This is a genomic window from Streptomyces sp. G7(2002) (genome assembly GCF_028870195.1).
Taxonomy (GTDB): Bacteria; Actinomycetota; Actinomycetes; order Streptomycetales; family Streptomycetaceae; genus Streptomyces; species Streptomyces nigrescens.
Genome location: NZ_CP102609.1, coordinates 2,781,438 through 2,797,369 on the forward strand (window position 1 = coordinate 2,781,438; position 15,932 = coordinate 2,797,369).

General features: G+C 69.1%; 13 protein-coding genes and 1 tRNA gene. 9 read left to right on the forward strand and 5 right to left on the reverse strand.

Going from position 1 to position 15,932, the window contains the following annotated elements:
• Positions 1–44: 44 nt before the first annotated feature.
• The 6 genes from NUT86_RS11360 to NUT86_RS11385 all read left to right on the forward strand — a co-directional run bounded on the left by NUT86_RS11360 (position 45) and on the right by NUT86_RS11385 (position 6,764).
• The gene (locus NUT86_RS11360; RefSeq protein WP_018090347.1) at positions 45–518 is read left to right on the forward strand and encodes a PaaI family thioesterase; all 474 of its coding nucleotides are present in this window, start codon (positions 45–47) and stop codon (positions 516–518) included.
• 486 nt (positions 519–1,004) lie between these two features.
• Positions 1,005–2,225 carry a branched-chain amino acid ABC transporter substrate-binding protein gene (locus NUT86_RS11365; RefSeq protein ID WP_018090346.1) on the forward strand — a complete coding sequence of 407 codons (1,221 nt, stop codon included), beginning with the start codon at positions 1,005–1,007 and terminating at the stop codon, positions 2,223–2,225.
• Between the two features lie 138 nt (positions 2,226–2,363).
• Complete coding sequence (locus NUT86_RS11370; protein WP_018090345.1) at positions 2,364–3,293, forward strand: branched-chain amino acid ABC transporter permease; 930 nt, start codon at positions 2,364–2,366, stop codon at positions 3,291–3,293.
• 5 nt (positions 3,294–3,298) lie between these two features.
• Positions 3,299–5,095 carry a branched-chain amino acid ABC transporter permease gene (locus NUT86_RS11375; protein WP_274734950.1) on the forward strand — a complete coding sequence of 599 codons (1,797 nt, stop codon included), beginning with the start codon at positions 3,299–3,301 and terminating at the stop codon, positions 5,093–5,095.
• 5 nt (positions 5,096–5,100) lie between these two features.
• Positions 5,101–6,051, forward strand: coding sequence for an ABC transporter ATP-binding protein (locus NUT86_RS11380; protein WP_274734951.1), 951 nt, complete (start codon positions 5,101–5,103; stop codon positions 6,049–6,051).
• Positions 6,048–6,764, forward strand: a complete 717-nt coding sequence (locus NUT86_RS11385) for an ABC transporter ATP-binding protein (RefSeq protein WP_018090342.1) — start codon at positions 6,048–6,050, stop codon at positions 6,762–6,764. The genes NUT86_RS11380 and NUT86_RS11385 overlap by 4 nt, the downstream gene beginning before the upstream one ends.
• An 82-nt stretch (positions 6,765–6,846) precedes the next feature.
• On the opposite strand, the gene NUT86_RS11390 is transcribed toward NUT86_RS11385, so the two are convergent.
• Positions 6,847–7,512, reverse strand: coding sequence for an ANTAR domain-containing response regulator (locus NUT86_RS11390; RefSeq protein WP_086021823.1), 666 nt, complete (start codon positions 7,510–7,512; stop codon positions 6,847–6,849).
• Positions 7,513–7,589: 77 nt separating this feature from the next.
• Between NUT86_RS11390 and NUT86_RS11395 the strand changes: the two genes are divergently transcribed.
• Positions 7,590–7,672: transfer RNA gene (locus NUT86_RS11395), tRNA-Leu, on the forward strand.
• An 84-nt stretch (positions 7,673–7,756) separates the two neighbouring features.
• Positions 7,757–8,545: a helix-turn-helix domain-containing protein gene (locus NUT86_RS11400; protein WP_274734955.1), complete on the forward strand. Its 789-nt coding sequence runs from the start codon at positions 7,757–7,759 to the stop codon at positions 8,543–8,545.
• A 52-nt stretch (positions 8,546–8,597) separates the two neighbouring features.
• On the opposite strand, the gene pyk is transcribed toward NUT86_RS11400, so the two are convergent.
• Complete coding sequence (gene pyk, locus NUT86_RS11405) at positions 8,598–10,034, reverse strand: pyruvate kinase (protein WP_266446310.1); 1,437 nt, start codon at positions 10,032–10,034, stop codon at positions 8,598–8,600.
• A gap of 145 nt (positions 10,035–10,179) precedes the next feature.
• Positions 10,180–10,920 (reverse strand): SIMPL domain-containing protein, encoded by a 741-nt coding sequence (locus tag NUT86_RS11410; protein WP_274734958.1) that lies wholly within the window; start codon positions 10,918–10,920, stop codon positions 10,180–10,182.
• A gap of 203 nt (positions 10,921–11,123) precedes the next feature.
• Between NUT86_RS11410 and NUT86_RS11415 the strand changes: the two genes are divergently transcribed.
• Entirely contained in the window at positions 11,124–12,941 is a 1,818-nt protein-coding gene (locus NUT86_RS11415) for a bifunctional metallophosphatase/5'-nucleotidase (RefSeq protein ID WP_274734959.1), read from the forward strand.
• Between the two features lie 40 nt (positions 12,942–12,981).
• Here the strand turns inward: NUT86_RS11415 and NUT86_RS11420 are convergent, their stop codons facing one another.
• A complete protein-coding gene (locus NUT86_RS11420; protein ID WP_190076404.1) occupies positions 12,982–14,412 on the reverse strand; it encodes a lysine N(6)-hydroxylase/L-ornithine N(5)-oxygenase family protein in 1,431 nt (476 codons plus the stop codon).
• Positions 14,409–15,842, reverse strand: a complete 1,434-nt coding sequence (locus NUT86_RS11425; protein ID WP_026169755.1) for a pyridoxal phosphate-dependent decarboxylase family protein — start codon at positions 15,840–15,842, stop codon at positions 14,409–14,411. Before NUT86_RS11425 ends, NUT86_RS11420 begins: the two co-directional genes overlap by 4 nt.
• Positions 15,843–15,932 lie beyond the last annotated feature (90 nt).

The window sequence follows — 15,932 nt, forward strand, 5'->3', positions numbered from 1 at the left end:
GCACGGATCGACGACGATCACGGGTGACGAACGGAGCCGTAGGCATGGGTGAGCGCAGCACGACCAAGTTTCCGCAGGAGATCCTCGACCAGTGGGCCGGCCTCGGCCTCGACCTGCCCTCGTTCTTCTCCGCCGGCCACCTCGGCGAGCGGATGAGCGTGCAGGTCACCGAGGCAGCGCCCGAGCGGATCGTCGGCACCATGCCCGTCGAGGGCAACACCCAGCCCTACGGGCTGCTGCACGGCGGCGCCTCGGCCGTCCTCGCCGAGACCCTCGGCTCCGTCGGCGCCATGCTCCACGGCGGCCCCACCAAGCTCGCCGTCGGCGTCGACCTGAACTGCACCCACCACCGCGGCGTCCGCTCCGGACTGGTCACCGGCGTCGCCACCCCCGTACACCGCGGCCGCTCCACCGCCACCTACGAGATCGTGATCACCGACGAACAGGACAAGCGGGTCTGCACCGCCCGGCTGACCTGCATGCTGCGCGAGGTGGACACCGACGCCTACCGCGGCTGACCCACCCCGGCCGGCGCTCCGCCGGCCGCCGCCACGGCCCCGCCCCCGGTCCCGGGAGCGGGGCCGCACGCGTCTCTGTAACGCTGAGTAACCCCGGCGCCCGGCGGTCCCCGGCTCAACTCCCGTACCCCCCATGGGCACCCGCACCACCGCACCCGGCGCATCCGCTATCCGGACGCCGCTGCGTCACCACGCGCCCTGATACGCCCGTGGAAGTGCGAGTTCGCCCTCCGCGCCGTGTTCGCCCTCCGGTGTAAGGACCATAACGGCATAACGCTCATCGAAGGTCATAACAAGAGCGTCACATCCTGGTCGGCGCCTCTGCCGGTGCGACGAACACCGGCTTAGAGTCACCGCCAGTCACCGCGCCGCCGGGTGTGCTGCCCCAGCACACCCCTGTACGACTCCGTACAGCCCGGCGAGCGAAACGGCCATGCGACAGTCGTGGCCGCGCCAGGGAAAGGACTGATCGTGCGTCACCGTTCCTTGCTCATCCTCACCACCGCAGTCACCACCGGCGCCCTCACGCTCTCCGCGTGCGGCTCGCGCGGCGACGACAACAAGAGCGGCGAAGGAAAGTCCACCGTCGTCATCGGCCTCGACGCCCCCACCACCGGCGAGCTCTCCGCCCTGGGCCTGGGCATCCGCAACTCCGCCCAGCTCGCCATCGACACCGCCAACAAATCCGGCGAGGTCAAGGGCGTCACCTTCAAGCTCGAAGCACTCGACGACAAGGCCCTCCCCAACGTCGGCCAGCAGAACGCCACCAAGCTCGCGGGCGACAAGGACGTGCTCGGCATCGTCGGCCCGCTCAACTCCGGCGTCGCCCAGTCCATGCAGCAGGTCTCCAAGCAGAACGACCTCACCCTGATCTCGCCGGCGAACACCACGCCCGACCTCACCCAGGGCAAGGACTGGAAGCAGAACAAGCGCGTCCGCCAGTTCCCCACCTACTTCCGCACCGCCACCACCGACGAGGTGCAGGGCGCCTTCGACGGCCAGTACGCGTGGGAAAAGATGAAGGTCAAGAAGGCCTATGTGATCGACGACCAGAAGACTTACGGCGTCGGCCTCGCCTCCTCCTTCAAGGACCAGTTCAGCAAGCTCGGCGGAAAGATCGTCGGCACCGAACACGTCAGCCCCGACGACCGTGACTTCAAGGCCGTCGTCTCCAAGGTCAAGTCCGCCAAGCCCGACGTGGTCTTCTACGGCGGCGAGTACCCCGCCTCCGGCCCGCTCAGCCAGCAGCTCAAGGACGGCGGCGTCACCGTCCCCCTCATGGGCGGCGACGGCATGTACAGCGGCGACTACATCAAGCTCAACAAGAAGGCCCAGGGCGACTACGCCTCCTCCGTCGGCAAGCCCGTCGAGGAGCTCCCCTCCGCCAAGAAGTTCATCGCCGACTACAAGGCAGCCGGCTTCAAGGAGTCCTACGAGGCCTACGGCGGCTCCACCTACGACTCGACCTGGGCCCTCATCCAGGCCGTGAAGAAGGTCGTCGAGGACAACGACGGCAAGCTCCCCGAGGACGCCCGCAAGAAGGTCGTCGACGCGATGAACAAGGTCACCTTCGACGGTGTCACCGGCCCCATCGCCTTCGACAAATACGGCGACACCACCAACACCATGATCACCGCCTACCAGGTCGACAAGGGCGCCTGGGCCTCCCGCTTCAGCGCCGAATTCAAGAAGTTCGACAAGAGCTGACCGACCGCACCACCCCACACCACCCCGGGCCGCGCCAGGACGCACGAACGACCCTGGCGCGGCCCGCGCACACCGGGACACCCCGGCTCGCCGGGACACCCCGGACTCTTCTCACTCCCACGCAACGGAGGCCCTGCGGTGAGCGAACTGCCGCAACAGCTGGCCAACGGACTCATCCTCGGCGCGATGTACGGTCTCATCGCGATCGGCTACACGATGGTCTACGGAATCGTCCAGCTCATCAACTTCGCCCATGGCGAGATCTTCATGGTCGGCGGCTTCGGAGCGCTCAGCGTCTTCCTCGCACTGCCCGCCGGCACCTCACTCGCCCTCGCCCTGCCGGTCATGCTCCTCGGCGGCATCGCCGTGTCCGTCCTCGTCGGCATAGCAGCGGAACGATTCGCCTACCGACCATTGCGCGGCGCCCCACGCCTCGCCCCCCTCATCACCGCCATCGGCCTGTCCATCGCCCTCCAGCAAGCCGTCTGGAAGTGGTACCCCGACGGCAAACAGGCCCGCGTCTTCCCCCAGTTCAAGGGCGAGGCCTTCGACATCCTCGGCGCCACCGTCCAGCGCGGCGACGTCTTCGTCCTCGTCGCCGCCCCCGCCTGCATGATCGCCCTCGGCTTCTTCGTCGCCAAAACCCGCAGCGGCCGCGCCATGCAGGCCACCGCGCAGGACCCCGACACCGCCAAGCTCATGGGCATCAACACCGACCGCATCATCGTCCTCGCCTTCGCCATCGGCGCCGCCTTCGCCGGCGTCGCCGCCGTCGCCTACGGACTGCGCACCGGCGAGGTCCAGTTCCGCATGGGCTTCATCATGGGCCTCAAGGCCTTCACCGCGGCCGTGCTCGGCGGCATCGGCAACATCTACGGCGCCATGCTCGGCGGTGTCGTCCTCGGCGTCGCCGAAGCCCTCGCCACCGCCTACATCGAGGAAATACCCGGCATGGAGCAATTCGGCGGCGGAGCCTGGAAGGACGTCTGGGCCTTCGTCCTCCTCATCCTCGTACTCCTGTTGAGACCACAAGGCCTCCTGGGCGAACGCGTCGCGGATCGGGCGTGATACCGATGACCACGAAGACCACCACCACCCCGGCCCGCGGCCTGATACCCCTCCCCGAGCGCACCGCGCGCCTCCTCACCGCCGCAGGCGCCCTCGCCACCACTGCCACCACCGGCCTCGCCTGGACCTGGAGCAGCGACTTCCCCGGCGACCTCACCTACTACTTCTCCCCCGCCGGACTGCAGGTCGTCACCCTCGTCGGCGGCGGCCTCACCCTGCTGTTCGCCCTCGCGGCCCTCGGCATCCGCGGCCTGCAGTGGCTCACCCCCGCAGGGCGCCACGCCCCCACCCTCCTCGCGGCCCTCGCCACCTTCGCCGCCACCTGGTTCACCCTCATAGCCATCGCCGTCCACCTCAACGGCCTGATCAACCTCGAACCGGGCGGCGCCCTCGCGGCCGTCACCTCCCTGATCACCCTCGCCGGCGCCCTCGCCCTGCCCCCCGACCAGGCCGACGGCAGACAACCCGGCACCCCCTGGCAGCGCTTCACCGCGAGCCTCGCCGCCTCCCCCCTCAGGCCCCGCACCCGCGAACTCCCCTCCTGGGCCGAGATCCTGATCATCGCCGCCGCCTTCGCCGCCGGGCTCCTCGCCTTCACCTACGGCATCGACACCGACGACGGCGCCCCCTTCGTCGGCTACCTGATCTTCATGGTGATCGCCATCCCCGCCCTCAACCGGGCCGGACTCATCGCGCGCCTCACCGCACTCACCCGCACCCACCGCGGCGTGGCCCTCGGCGCGGCCTTCATCGCCGCCGCCTGCTTCCCCTTCACCCAGGACACCGACCAGTACACGATCATCGGGGCCAACATCCTGATCTTCGCCACCGTCGCCCTGGGCCTCAACGTCGTCGTCGGCCTCGCCGGCCTCCTCGACCTCGGCTACGTCGCCTTCCTCGGCGTCGGCGCCTACGCCGCCGCCCTCGTCTCCGGCTCCCCCGAATCCGCCTTCGGGCTCCACTTCCCCTTCTGGGCAGCCCTCCTGACCGGCGCCGCGGCCTCCCTCGTCTTCGGCGTCCTCATCGGCGCCCCCACCCTGCGCCTACGAGGCGACTATCTCGCCATCGTCACACTCGGCTTCGGTGAGATCTTCCGCATCGCCATGCTCAACCTCAACGGCACCACCGGCCCCGACGTCACCAACGGCGCCATGGGCATCCCCAACATCCCCAACCTCGAAATCTTCGGCTTCAACTTCGGCGAACCCCACGACATCCTCGGCATCCCCATCGCCACCTACGGCAACTACTACCTGCTGATGATCCTCGTGACGGCCTTCGTCGTCCTCGTCTTCCGGCGCGCCGCGGCCTCCCGCATCGGCCGCGCCTGGATCGCCATCCGCGAGGACGAGACCGCCGCCATCGCCATGGGCATCAACAGCTTCCGCCTCCGCCTCCTGGCCTTCGCCCTCGGCGCCGCCCTCGCCGGACTCGCCGGCACCGTGCACGCCCACGTCGTCACCACCGCCACCCCCGAACAGTTCCAGTTCGCCGGGCCCCAGCCGCCCAACTCCGCCTTCCTCCTCGCCGCCGTCATCCTCGGCGGCATGGGAACCCTCAGCGGACCCCTCGTCGGCGCCGCCCTCCTCTTCCTCATCCCCGCCAAACTCGACTTCCTCCAGGACTACCAGCTCCTCCTCTTCGGCATCGCCCTCGTTCTCCTCATGCGCTTCCGCCCCGAAGGCCTCATCCCCGACCGCAGGAAGCAGCTCGAATTCCACGAAACCGGCCAGCTCGACGTGCCCGACCAGCGCCTCCCCGACGCAGACGCCACCCTCGGCGCCACCAAGGCAAAGGCGTGACGACCATGACCACATCACCCAGCCTCACACCCGCCACTGACACCGACACCGTCCTGCGAGCCGACGGCGTCACCATGCGCTTCGGCGGACTCACCGCCGTACGCGGCGTCGACCTCACCGTCGGCGCCGGCGAAATCGTCGGCCTCATCGGCCCCAACGGCGCCGGCAAAACCACCTTCTTCAACTGCCTCACCGGCCTCTACGTGCCCACCGAAGGCACCGTCAGCTACCGAGGCACCCGCCTCTCCCGCAAACCCCACCTCGTCACCCAGGCCGGCGTCGCCCGCACCTTCCAGAACATCCGGCTCTTCGCCAACATGACCGTCCTCGAAAACGTCCTCGTCGGACGGCACACGCGCACCAAGGAAGGGCTCTGGTCCGCACTGCTGCGCGGCCCCGGATTCAAGAAGGCCGAGCGCGGCAGCGAACAACGCGCCATGGAACTCCTGGAATTCACCGGCCTCGCCCACAAACGCGACCACCTCGCCCGCAACCTCCCCTACGGCGAACAACGCAAGCTCGAAATCGCCCGCGCCCTCGCCAGCGAACCCGGACTGCTGCTGCTGGACGAACCGACCGCCGGCATGAACCCCCAGGAAACCCGCGCCACCCAGGACCTCGTCCTCGCCATCCGCGCACAGGGCATCGCCGTCCTCGTCATCGAGCACGACATGCGCTTCATCTTCAACATGTGCGACCGCGTCGCCGTCCTCGTCCAAGGACAGAAACTCGTCGAAGGCACCGCGGAAGTCGTCCAGGCGGACGAACGCGTCATCGCCGCCTACCTGGGCACCCCCGTCGAGGACGTCGCGGCACCCGACCAGGCCACCGGCCCGGCAGCCGCGCCGGACCCGGCCGGACCCGACGCCCCGGACCCGGCAGCAGAACCCGACGCAGCAGACGGAGCGGCCCCCGCAGACCGGCCGGCCCAGGGACAGACCGGAGACACCCCATGACCGCACTGCTCGAGGTCGAGGACCTCCGCGTCGCCTACGGCAAGATCGAAGCCGTCAAAGGCATCTCGTTCTCCGTCGAAGCAGGCCAGGCCGTCACCCTCATCGGCACCAACGGCGCCGGAAAGACCACCACCCTGCGCACCCTCTCCGGCCTCCTCAAGCCCCTCGCCGGCAAGATCACCTTCGATGGCGAACCGCTCAACGGCGTCCCCGCCCACAAGATCGTCGAACGCGGCCTCGCCCACTCACCCGAAGGCCGCCGTCTCTTCCCCCGCCTCACCATCGCCGAAAACCTCAAGCTCGGCGCCTTCCTCCGCAAGGACGCCGACGGCATCGAGAAAGACATCCAGCGCGTCTACGAGCTCTTCCCCATCCTCGGCGAACGCAGCAAGCAAGCCTCCGGCACCCTCTCCGGCGGCGAACAGCAAATGCTCGCCATGGGCCGCGCCCTGATGTCCCGCCCCAAACTCCTCATGCTCGACGAGCCCTCCATGGGCCTCTCCCCGATCATGATGCAGAAGATCATGGAGACCATCCGCGAACTCCGCTCCCAAGGCACCACCATCCTGCTCGTCGAACAGAACGCCCAGGCCGCGCTCTCCCTCGCCGACCAGGGACACGTCATGGAAATCGGCCGCATCGTCCACTCCGGAACCGGCGCCTCCCTCCTCCACGACGAATCCGTCCGCAAGGCCTACCTCGGCGAGGACTGACACAGCGCACCATCAACGCGCGCGGCCCCGCACCGGTCAACACCGGTACGGGGCCGCGCGCTCGCTACGAGCCCTACTCGTCCTACTGGTCCTTCTGCTGCTTCTTCTCCTCGGCGTCCTCGATGACCGCCTCGGCCACCTGCTGCATCGACAGCCTGCGGTCCATCGACGTCTTCTGGATCCACCGGAACGCGGCCGGCTCCGTCAGCCCGTACTGCGTCTGCAGAATGCTCTTCGCCCGGTCCACCAGCTTCCGGGTCTCCAGCCGCTGCGTGAGGTCAGCGACCTCGTTCTCCAGCGTCTTCAGCTCGGTGAACCGGCTCACCGCCATCTCGATCGCCGGAACCACATCGCTCTTCGAGAACGGCTTCACCAGATACGCCATCGCACCCGCGTCCCGCGCCCGCTCCACCAGCTCACGCTGCGAGAACGCGGTCAGCATCAGCACCGGCGCGATGCTCTCCTCGGCGATCTTCTCGGCCGCCGAGATACCGTCCAGCACCGGCATCTTCACGTCCAGGATCACCAGGTCGGGACGGTGCTCCCGGGCCAGCTCCACGGCGGTCTGGCCGTCCCCGGCCTCGCCGACGACGGTGTAGCCCTCCTCCTCCAGCATCTCTTTGAGGTCGAGACGGATGAGGGCCTCGTCCTCGGCGATCACGACGCGCGTGGTCAGCGGCGGGACGTGCGACTGATCGTCATCGGCGACGGGCTGCTCGGGCTCGGCGGCGCTCACGGGACTCCTCATTCCAGGCAGGTGGTGCCATTGCAGCCTACCTAGAGGCGACCGTAGAGCTGCACACGGTAGGGTGTCTCTCGCAACCGGCCCGGTTGGTGGAACTGGTCAGACACGCGGCTCTCAAACAGCCGTGCCCTTGGGCATGTGGGTTCGAATCCCACACCGGGCACCCTAGAACAAGCGGAATTTCACCTTCGCGTGGTTCGCACGCATTTTCGCCCCGTGCTCATGATGCATCACGCACAGTGATGTCATGAACCTCCACGGCACGGGTGTGCGACACCAGGCACTCGCCCAGCTCCGCGCGGGAGCCAAGAACGCAGACGTGGCCCGCACCCTGGGCGTCCCCCTCGGCACCGTCGGCTACTGGCTGCACATGGACCGCGCCCAACGCGGAGAGTGCCCAGGCGCCCACCACCCCAAATGCCCACGCTGCGACGGACGCGACCTCGACGCCGCGGCATACGCCTACCTCCTGGCCCTCTACCTCGGCGACGGCCACATCATCCAGTACTCGGCCCATCGCGTACCGAGCCTCATGATCGCCTGCGGTGACGACTGGTCGGGCCTCATGGATGCCTGCGAAGCCGCCATGCGCGCGGTCTTCCCCGACAACTCCGTGTGCCGGGTGCGCAGGACCGGCTGCCACAACGTGAAGGTCTACTCGAAGCACTTATGGTGCATGTTCCCGCAACACGGCCCCGGCAAGAAACACGAGCGGCCGATCGTGCTCGAAGCCTGGCAGCAGCAGATCGTGGACGCGCATCCCTGGGAGTTCCTCCGCGGGCTCATCCACTCCGACGGCTGCCGCATCACCAACTGGACGACCAGGATGGTGGGCGGCGAGCGCAAACGCTACGAGTATCCGCGGTACTTCTTCACCAACAAGTCCGATGACATCCGGCGGCTCTTCTCGGACACCCTCACCAAGGTCGGCGTCGAGTGGACGGTCCTCGCCCGCGGCAGCGACCCGTTCAACATCTCCGTGGCCCGCAAGAACTCCGTCGCCCTCATGGACCGACACATCGGGCCGAAGTACTGACAGGGACGGCAGTCAGATACCTCGGCCCAGCGGGATCGCGGTGCGGGTGGGGCTACTTCGGGGAGTCGTCCTCGCCGATGTGGTGGACGCGGACGAGGTTGGTGGAGCCGGGGACGCCGGGCGGGGAGCCGGCGGTGATGATGACGACGTCGCCCTTCTGGCAGCGGCCGAGCCGGAGGAGCTGCTCGTCGACCTGGGCGACCATCTCGTCGGTGGAGTTGACGGTCGGGCCGAGGAAGGTTTCCACGCCCCAGCTGACGTTGAGCTGGGAGCGGGTGGCCGGGTCGGGGGTGAAGGCCAGGAGCGGGATGGGTGAGCGGTAGCGGGAGAGGCGGCGGACGGTGTCGCCGGACTGGGTGAAGGCGACGAGGAACTTGGCGCCGAGGAAGTCGCCCATGTCGGCGGCGGCGCGGGCGACGGCGCCGCCCTGGGTGCGGGGCTTGTTGGCCTCGGTGAGCGGCGGGAGGCCCTTGGCGAGGAGGTCTTCCTCGGCGGCCTCGACGATGCGGCTCATGGTTTTGACGGTCTCGGTGGGGTACTTCCCGACGCTGGTCTCGCCGGAGAGCATGACGGCGTCGGTGCCGTCGATGACGGCGTTGGCGACGTCGGAGGCCTCGGCGCGGGTGGGGCGGGAGTTGTCGATCATCGAGTCGAGCATCTGGGTGGCGACGATGACCGGTTTGGCGTTGCGCTTGGCGAGTTTGATGGCGCGCTTCTGGACGATCGGGACGGTTTCGAGGGGCATTTCGACGCCGAGGTCGCCGCGGGCGACCATGATGCCGTCGAAGGCGGCGACGATGTCGTCGATGTTGTCGACGGCCTGGGGCTTTTCGACCTTGGCGATGACGGGCAGATAGCGGTTCTCCTCGCGCATGATGCGGTGGACGTCTTCGATGTCGCGGCCGCTGCGGACGAAGGAGAGGGCGATGATGTCGGCGCCGTAGCGCAAGGCCCAGCGGAGGTCGTCCCGGTCCTTTTCGGAGAGGGCGGGGACGGAGACGGCGACGCCGGGGAGGTTGAGGCCCTTGTGGTCGGAGACCATGCCGCCTTCGATGACCTTGGTGTGGACGTGGGGTCCGTCGACACCGGTGACTTCGAGGGTGACCTTGCCGTCGTCGACGAGGATGCATTCGCCGGTGGTGACGTCGGCGGCGAGGCCGTGGTAGGTGGTGCCGCAGATCTGGCGGTCGCCTTCCACCTCGGGTTCCACGGTGATGGTGAACTCATCGTCGCGTTCGAGAAGTACAGGGCCTTCGCGGAATCGGCCGAGGCGGATCTTCGGACCTTGAAGATCGGCGAGGATGCCGACGCTGCGGCGGGTTTCTTCGGATGCTTTGCGGACCCGGTCGAATCGTGCCTCGTGGTCGGCGTAGGTGCCGTGGCTGAGGTTGAAGCGGGCGATGTCCATTCCGGCGTCGACGAGGGCTTTGATCTGCTCGTACGAGTCGGTGGCGGGTCCCAGAGTGCAGACGATCTTTGCTCGGCGCATGTTTCGACTCTATGACTTACCGGGCGGTAGGGAACTGTAAGAAAGTGACTGCTCAACGAGCGCTTGGTGAAAGGCTGTTGACAAGTAATGGAATGCGCGCGAAGGCGCTCCGATGAGCGGAATATAGCCCTCGCGCGGAGTGGTCTCACAGTACGGGACGGGTCATCGTAAAGCGCGCGTTGACGTTGGCGTAGACGGCCTGGCGCTGGGGTTCGAGATCGAGGGCGGGGGCGGATTCCTGGGTGGCGCCGCCGTAGCCGGCGAAGGAGCGCATGGCGGGGGCGGCCATGGGGGCGGTGTTCTCGGCGCCGAGGTCGGCGATTTCGAGGAGGGCTTCGAGGCGGGCGCCGAGGGCTTCGGCGTATTCGCGGGCGCGCTGGACGGCTTCGTGGACGGCCTGGGTACGGGCGGCCCGGTGGGCGGGTGAGTCGGGGCGCAGGGCCCACCAGGGGCCGTCGACGCTGGTGAGGTCGAGGTCGGCGAGGCGGGTGGTGAGTTCGCCGAGGAGGGTGAAGTCGTTGAGGGTGGCGGTGTGGGTGACGCGTCCGTGGTAGGCGCGGATGCGTTCGTGGCGGCCTTTTTCGGTGAGCTCGGGGGTGAGGCTGAAGGTGCCGGTTTCGAGTTTTTCGATGGCGTCGCCGTAGCTCTTGATGAGGGTGAGGGCGGTTTCGTTGCGGCGGGTGAGGTCGGTGAGGGCGGCGGTGCGGTCGGTGCCGCGGGCGCTGACGGTGAGGGCGATGCGGGCGATTTCGGGGTCGACTTCGAGGCGGGCTTCGCCGCGTACGGCGAGGCGGGGGGTGTCGGGGGTGCCGTAGGGAAGGGCGGTGGGGGTGGTGCCGGTGGTGGGGACGGCGGGGGTGGGGGCGTCGTCGGCGGGGTCGGTCATGGGTGGCTCCCGGGGGTGAAATCGGTGGGTGAGGGTGGGGTGTGGGTGGAGGGTCGCATATCGGGGTGGCCGGTGGCGGGTCATTCGGCCGCCGTGTGTGAGGGGTGTTCCGGGAGGGTCGGCTGCGCCAGAATCTACGCGCGTCGTCGCCCTGTGTGGCGGCGTTCGTCCGTGTGGTTCCGCGTGCGTCCGAGGGAGTTGGCATGTCGCTCGACCGTAGGAAGTTCTTGGGGAGTTCTGTGGTGACGGGGGCGGGTGTGGCCCTTGCGGGCGGGGCGCCGGCGGCGGAGGCGGTGGAGGTCCGGGAGCAGGGCGGGCGCGGGCGCGGTCACCGTCGGGAGCGGTATGCGTTCACGGTCATGGGCACGACGGATCTGCACGGCAATGTCTTCAACTGGGACTACGCCACGGACGCGGAGTTCGACGATGCGGCGCACAATGACGTGGGTCTGGCGAAGATTTCGACGCTGGTGACGCAGGTGCGGCAGGAGAAGGGCCGGCACAACACCCTGCTGATCGATGCGGGTGACACCATTCAGGGGACGCAGCTGGCGTATTACTACGCCAAGGTGGATCCGATCACGGATCCGGACGGTCCGGTGCATCCGATGGCGCGGGCGATGAATGCGGTCGGCTATGACGCGGCGGCGCTGGGGAATCATGAGTTCAATTACGGCATTCCGGTGCTGCGGAAGTTCGAGGAGAGCTGTGATTTTCCGCTGCTGGGGGCGAATGCGGTGGATGCGAGGTCGCTGCGTCCGGCGTTCCGGCCGTATGTGCTGAAGCGGTTGCGGTCGCCGCGCGGGCGGGTGGTGACGGTGGCGGTGCTGGGGCTGACGAATCCGGGGATCGCGATCTGGGACAAGGCGCATGTGCAGGGGAAGCTGGCGTTTCCGGGGCTGGTGGAGCAGGCGGCGAAGTGGGTGCCGAAGCTGCGGTCGATGGGCGCGGATGTGGTGTTCGTCGCGGCGCATTCCGGGATGAGCGGTACGTCGTCGTACGGGGATCAGCTGCCGTATGTGGAGAATGCGGCGGTGCTGGTGGCGGAGCAGGTGCCGGGGATCGATGCGGTGTTGGTGGGGCATGCGCATGTGGAGGTTCCCGAGCGGCGGGTGCGGAATGAGCAGTCGGGCCGGGAGGTGGTGCTGTCGGAGCCGTTGAAGTGGGGGCAGCGGCTGACGCTTTTCGATGTGGTGGTGGAGTGGCGCCGCGGGCATTGGGAGGTGGGGTCGGTGGGTTCGCGGGTCTTGAATTCGAATGCGGTGGCGGAGGATGCGCGGATCACGGGTCTGTTGCGGGCGGAGCACCGGAAGGTCGTGGCGTATGTGAACCGGGTGATCGGCCGGTCGAAGGCGGAGATGACGGCGGCCGAGGCTCCGGTGAAGGACACGCCGATTCTGGATTTCATCGCGTGGGTGCAGGCGGAGGTGGTGCGCAAGGCGCTGGCGGGTTCGGCGTCCGCGTCGTTGCCGGTGTTGTCGCAGGCGTCATGCTTTTCGCGTACCGCGCGGGTGCCGGAGGGGGATGTGACGATCCGGTCGATGGCGGCGCTCTATCCGTTCGACAACACTCTGGAGGCCCGGGTGTTGACGGGTGCTCAGCTGCGGGCGTATTTGGAGTTCTCGGCGCGGTATTACGTGCGGACGCCGGCCGGTGGGGGCCCGGTGGATCCGTCGAAGGTGACGAATGCGGACGGTATCCCGGATTACAACTACGACATGGTGTACGGGGTGTCGTACGAGGTCGATATCGCGAAGCCGGCGGGGCAGCGGATCGGAAAGCTGATGTTTGACGGGAAGCCGTTGGACGATGCGGCGCGGTTCGTGCTGGCGGTGAACAATTACCGCGCGAGTGGTGGCGGTAATTTCCCGCATGTGGCGGCTGCTGAGCAGGTGTGGTCGACGTCGGACGAGATCCGGAACGTGATGATCGGGTGGGTGCAGGAGACCGGGGAGATCGATCCGGCGGCATTTGCCGCGGCGGACTGGAAGTTGACGCGGGACGGGGTGCCGGTGTTCTGAGCCGCCGGGCGGGGGCTGTCGGGAGGCCCGGGGGTGCGGGTCAGCGGCGCGGGACGAGGGTGGAGCCCTGCCGGGGGACCGTGCCCGTGCGGCCCGTCGAGGGCTGCGGGAGGCCGAAGCTGGTGAAGGCGGTGCGGGTGGGGAGGGGGTAAGGGGCGGTGTCGGTGAGGGAGTTGAGGATGGTGGCGCTGCGCCAGGCGGCGAGGCCGAGGTCGGGGGCGCCGACGCCGTGGGTGTGGGTTTCAGCGTTCTGGACGTAGACCGAGCCGGTGATGGCGGGGTCGAGGACCAGCCGGTGGTGTGCGTCGATGCGGGGGCGGGCGCCGGAGTCGCGGCGTACGTAGGGGTCGAGGGCGGCGAGCAGGGTGTCCATGCGGCGTTCGCGGTAGCCGGTGGCGAGGACGACGGCGTCGGTGGTGAGGCGGGAGCGGGTGCCTTGCTGGAGGTGGTCGAGGTGGAGTTCGACCTTGGTGGTGCCGACGCGGCCCGCGGTGCGGACGAAGACTCCGGGGGTGAGGGTGGTGTCGGGCCAGCCGCCGTCGAGGGTGCGGCGGTAGAGCTCGTCGTGAACGGCGGCGAGGGTGGCGTGGTCGATGCCCTTGTGGAGCTGCCATTGGCCGGGGACGAGGTCGTCGCGGACGCGTTCGGGGAGGGCGTGGAAGTAGCGGGTGTAGTCGGGGGTGAAGTGTTCGAGGCCGAGCTTGCTGTATTCCATGGGGGCGAAGGCGGGGGTGCGGGCGAGCCAGTGGAGGCCTTCGCGGCCGGCGGGGCGGGCGCGGAGCTGGTCGAGGAAGACTTCGGCGCCCGACTGGCCGGCGCCGATGACGGTGAGGTGGTCGGCGGCGAGCAGGCGTTCGCGGTGGTCGAGGTAGTCGGCGGAGTGGATCACGGGGACGGCGGGGGCGTCGGCGAGGGGGCGTAGCGGGACGGGGATGTGGGGGGTGGTGCCGATGCCGAGGACGAGGTTGCGGGCGTAGGTGCGGCCGAGGGCTTCGGCTTCGCCGTCGGTGTCGAGCTGGGTGAAGTCGACTTCGAAGAGTTCGCGTTCGGGGTTCCAGCGGACGGCGTCGATCTGGTGGCCGAAGTGGAGGGTGGGGAGTTTTTCGCTGACCCAGCGGCAGTAGGCGTCGTATTCGGCGCGGTGGATGTGGAAGCGCTCGGCGAAGTAGAAGGGGAAGAGGCGTTCGCGGGTCTTGAGGTAGTTGAGGAAGGTCCAGGGGCTGGCGGGGTCGACGAGGGTGACGAGGTCGGCGAGGAAGGGGACTTGGAGGGTGGCGCCGTCGATGAGGAGGCCGGGGTGCCAGTGGAAGGCGGGGCGCTGGTCGTAGAAGGCGGTGCGGAGCTGGGTGAGGGGGTGGGCGAGGGCGGCGAGGGAGAGGTTGAAGGGGCCGATGCCGATGCCGGCGAGGTCGAGGGGTTCGTCGGGGCTCGTGGTGTCGGTGGTGAGGGGCGCTTCGGGAGTGCTGCTCATCTGGGGGTGTGGCCTTCCACGAGTTTGAGGAGGGTGGTGAGGTCTCCGGGTTGGGTGTGGGGGTTGAGGAGGGTGGCTTTGAGCCAGAGGCCGGTGGGGGTGGTGGCGCGGCCGAGGACGGCCTGTCCGTCGGTGAGGAGGGTGCGGCGGATGGCGGCGAGGGTGGTGTGGTCGGCGCCGGTGGGGCGGAAGAGGACGGTGCTGAGGGTGGGGCGGGAGTGGAGTTCGTAGCGGGGGTGGGCCTCGATGAGGTCGGCGAGGGTCTGGGCGGCGGCGAGGGTGCGGTCGACGAGTTCGCCGAGGCCGTGGCGGCCGAGGGCTTTGAGGGTGACGGCGATTTTGAGGATGTCGGGGCGGCGGGTGGTGCGCAGTGAGCGGCTGAGCAGGTCGGGGAGGCCGGCTTCGGTGTCGTCGTCGGCGTTGAGGTAGTCGGCCTGGTGGGCGAGGGGGGTCAGGGTGGCGGGCCCGGGGACGGCGAGGAGACCGGCCGCGACGGGTTGCCAGCCGAGTTTGTGCAGGTCGAGGGCGACGGTGTGGGCGCGGGCGAGGCCGTCCAGGGCGGCGCGGTGGGTGTCGCTGAAGAGGAGGGCTCCGCCGTAGGCGGCGTCGACGTGGAAGCGGGCGCCGTGCCGTTCGGCGAGGTCGGCGAGGGCGGGGAGGGGGTCGATGGCGCCGGAGTCGGTGGTGCCCGCGGTGGCGACGAGGAGGACGGGGCCGGTGCGTCCGGCGAGGTTGGCCAGGCAGCTGTGGACGGTGTCGGGGGTGAGGAGGCCGTCGGGGGTGGGGAGGGTGAGGGGTTCGGGGAGGCCCAGGAGCCAGGCGGAGCGGTGGATGCTGTGGTGGGCGTTGGCGCCGCAGACGATCCTCAGGGGGCGGGCGGGCCGGTGGGGGTCGGTCGCGGTGCCGTCGGTTGCGGCGGCTTCGCGGGCGAGGAGGAGGGCGAGCTGGTTGGATTCGGTGCCGCCGGTGGTGACCAGGGCGTCGGGGTCGGTGGCCTGGGGATAGACCAGCGCGGCGAGTGCGCGGCTGGTGAGGGCTTCGAGGGCGGAGGCGGCGGGGGCCTGGTCCCAGGAGTCCATGGAGGGGTTGAGGGCGGCGGCGGCGAGGTCGGCGGCGGTGGCGAGGGCCAGCGGCGGGCAGTGCAGATGGGCGGCGCAGTGCGGGTCGGCGGGGTCGGCGGCGCCGGCGGCGAGGGTGTGGACGAGGGTGCGCAGGGCGGCGTGCGGGCCGCTGCCGTGGTCGGGGAGCAGGGGGTGGCAGGCGTCGCGTACGGTGCGGGCGACCGTCTCGGGGCCGCCGGGCGGCAGGGGGCCGGCGCGGTCCTCGGCGCCGGTGGTGAGGGCGTCGAGGACGGTGTCGAGGAGGGGGCGGAGTGCGCGGGGGCCGTTGGTGCCGCCTGCGAGGGCGGTGCCGGCAGGGGGCACAGGCATCAATGTGCTCTTCTGTCAGGGGAGTTCGGGCCGCGGTCCGGTGCGGACGAGCCCTGAGGCGGCCCTAAGTTACTTTCCCTGTACGGTGCG

What these genes read in the sequence shown, in the direction of transcription:
- NUT86_RS11390 (WP_086021823.1), bottom strand. Translation starts at nt 7,512, where the DNA reads ATGAGGAGTCCCGTGAGCGCCGCCGAGCCCGAGCAGCCCGTCGCCGAT.
- NUT86_RS11425 (WP_026169755.1), bottom strand. Translation starts at nt 15,842, where the DNA reads ATGCCTGTGCCCCCTGCCGGCACCGCCCTCGCAGGCGGCACCAACGGC.
- NUT86_RS11375 (WP_274734950.1), top strand. Translation starts at nt 3,299, where the DNA reads ATGACCACGAAGACCACCACCACCCCGGCCCGCGGCCTGATACCCCTC.
- NUT86_RS11400 (WP_274734955.1), top strand. Translation starts at nt 7,757, where the DNA reads ATGAACCTCCACGGCACGGGTGTGCGACACCAGGCACTCGCCCAGCTC.
- NUT86_RS11420 (WP_190076404.1), bottom strand. Translation starts at nt 14,412, where the DNA reads ATGAGCAGCACTCCCGAAGCGCCCCTCACCACCGACACCACGAGCCCC.
- pyk (WP_266446310.1), bottom strand. Translation starts at nt 10,034, where the DNA reads ATGCGCCGAGCAAAGATCGTCTGCACTCTGGGACCCGCCACCGACTCG.
- NUT86_RS11415 (WP_274734959.1), top strand. Translation starts at nt 11,124, where the DNA reads ATGTCGCTCGACCGTAGGAAGTTCTTGGGGAGTTCTGTGGTGACGGGG.
- NUT86_RS11360 (WP_018090347.1), top strand. Translation starts at nt 45, where the DNA reads ATGGGTGAGCGCAGCACGACCAAGTTTCCGCAGGAGATCCTCGACCAG.
- NUT86_RS11380 (WP_274734951.1), top strand. Translation starts at nt 5,101, where the DNA reads ATGACCACATCACCCAGCCTCACACCCGCCACTGACACCGACACCGTC.
- NUT86_RS11410 (WP_274734958.1), bottom strand. Translation starts at nt 10,920, where the DNA reads ATGACCGACCCCGCCGACGACGCCCCCACCCCCGCCGTCCCCACCACC.
- NUT86_RS11385 (WP_018090342.1), top strand. Translation starts at nt 6,048, where the DNA reads ATGACCGCACTGCTCGAGGTCGAGGACCTCCGCGTCGCCTACGGCAAG.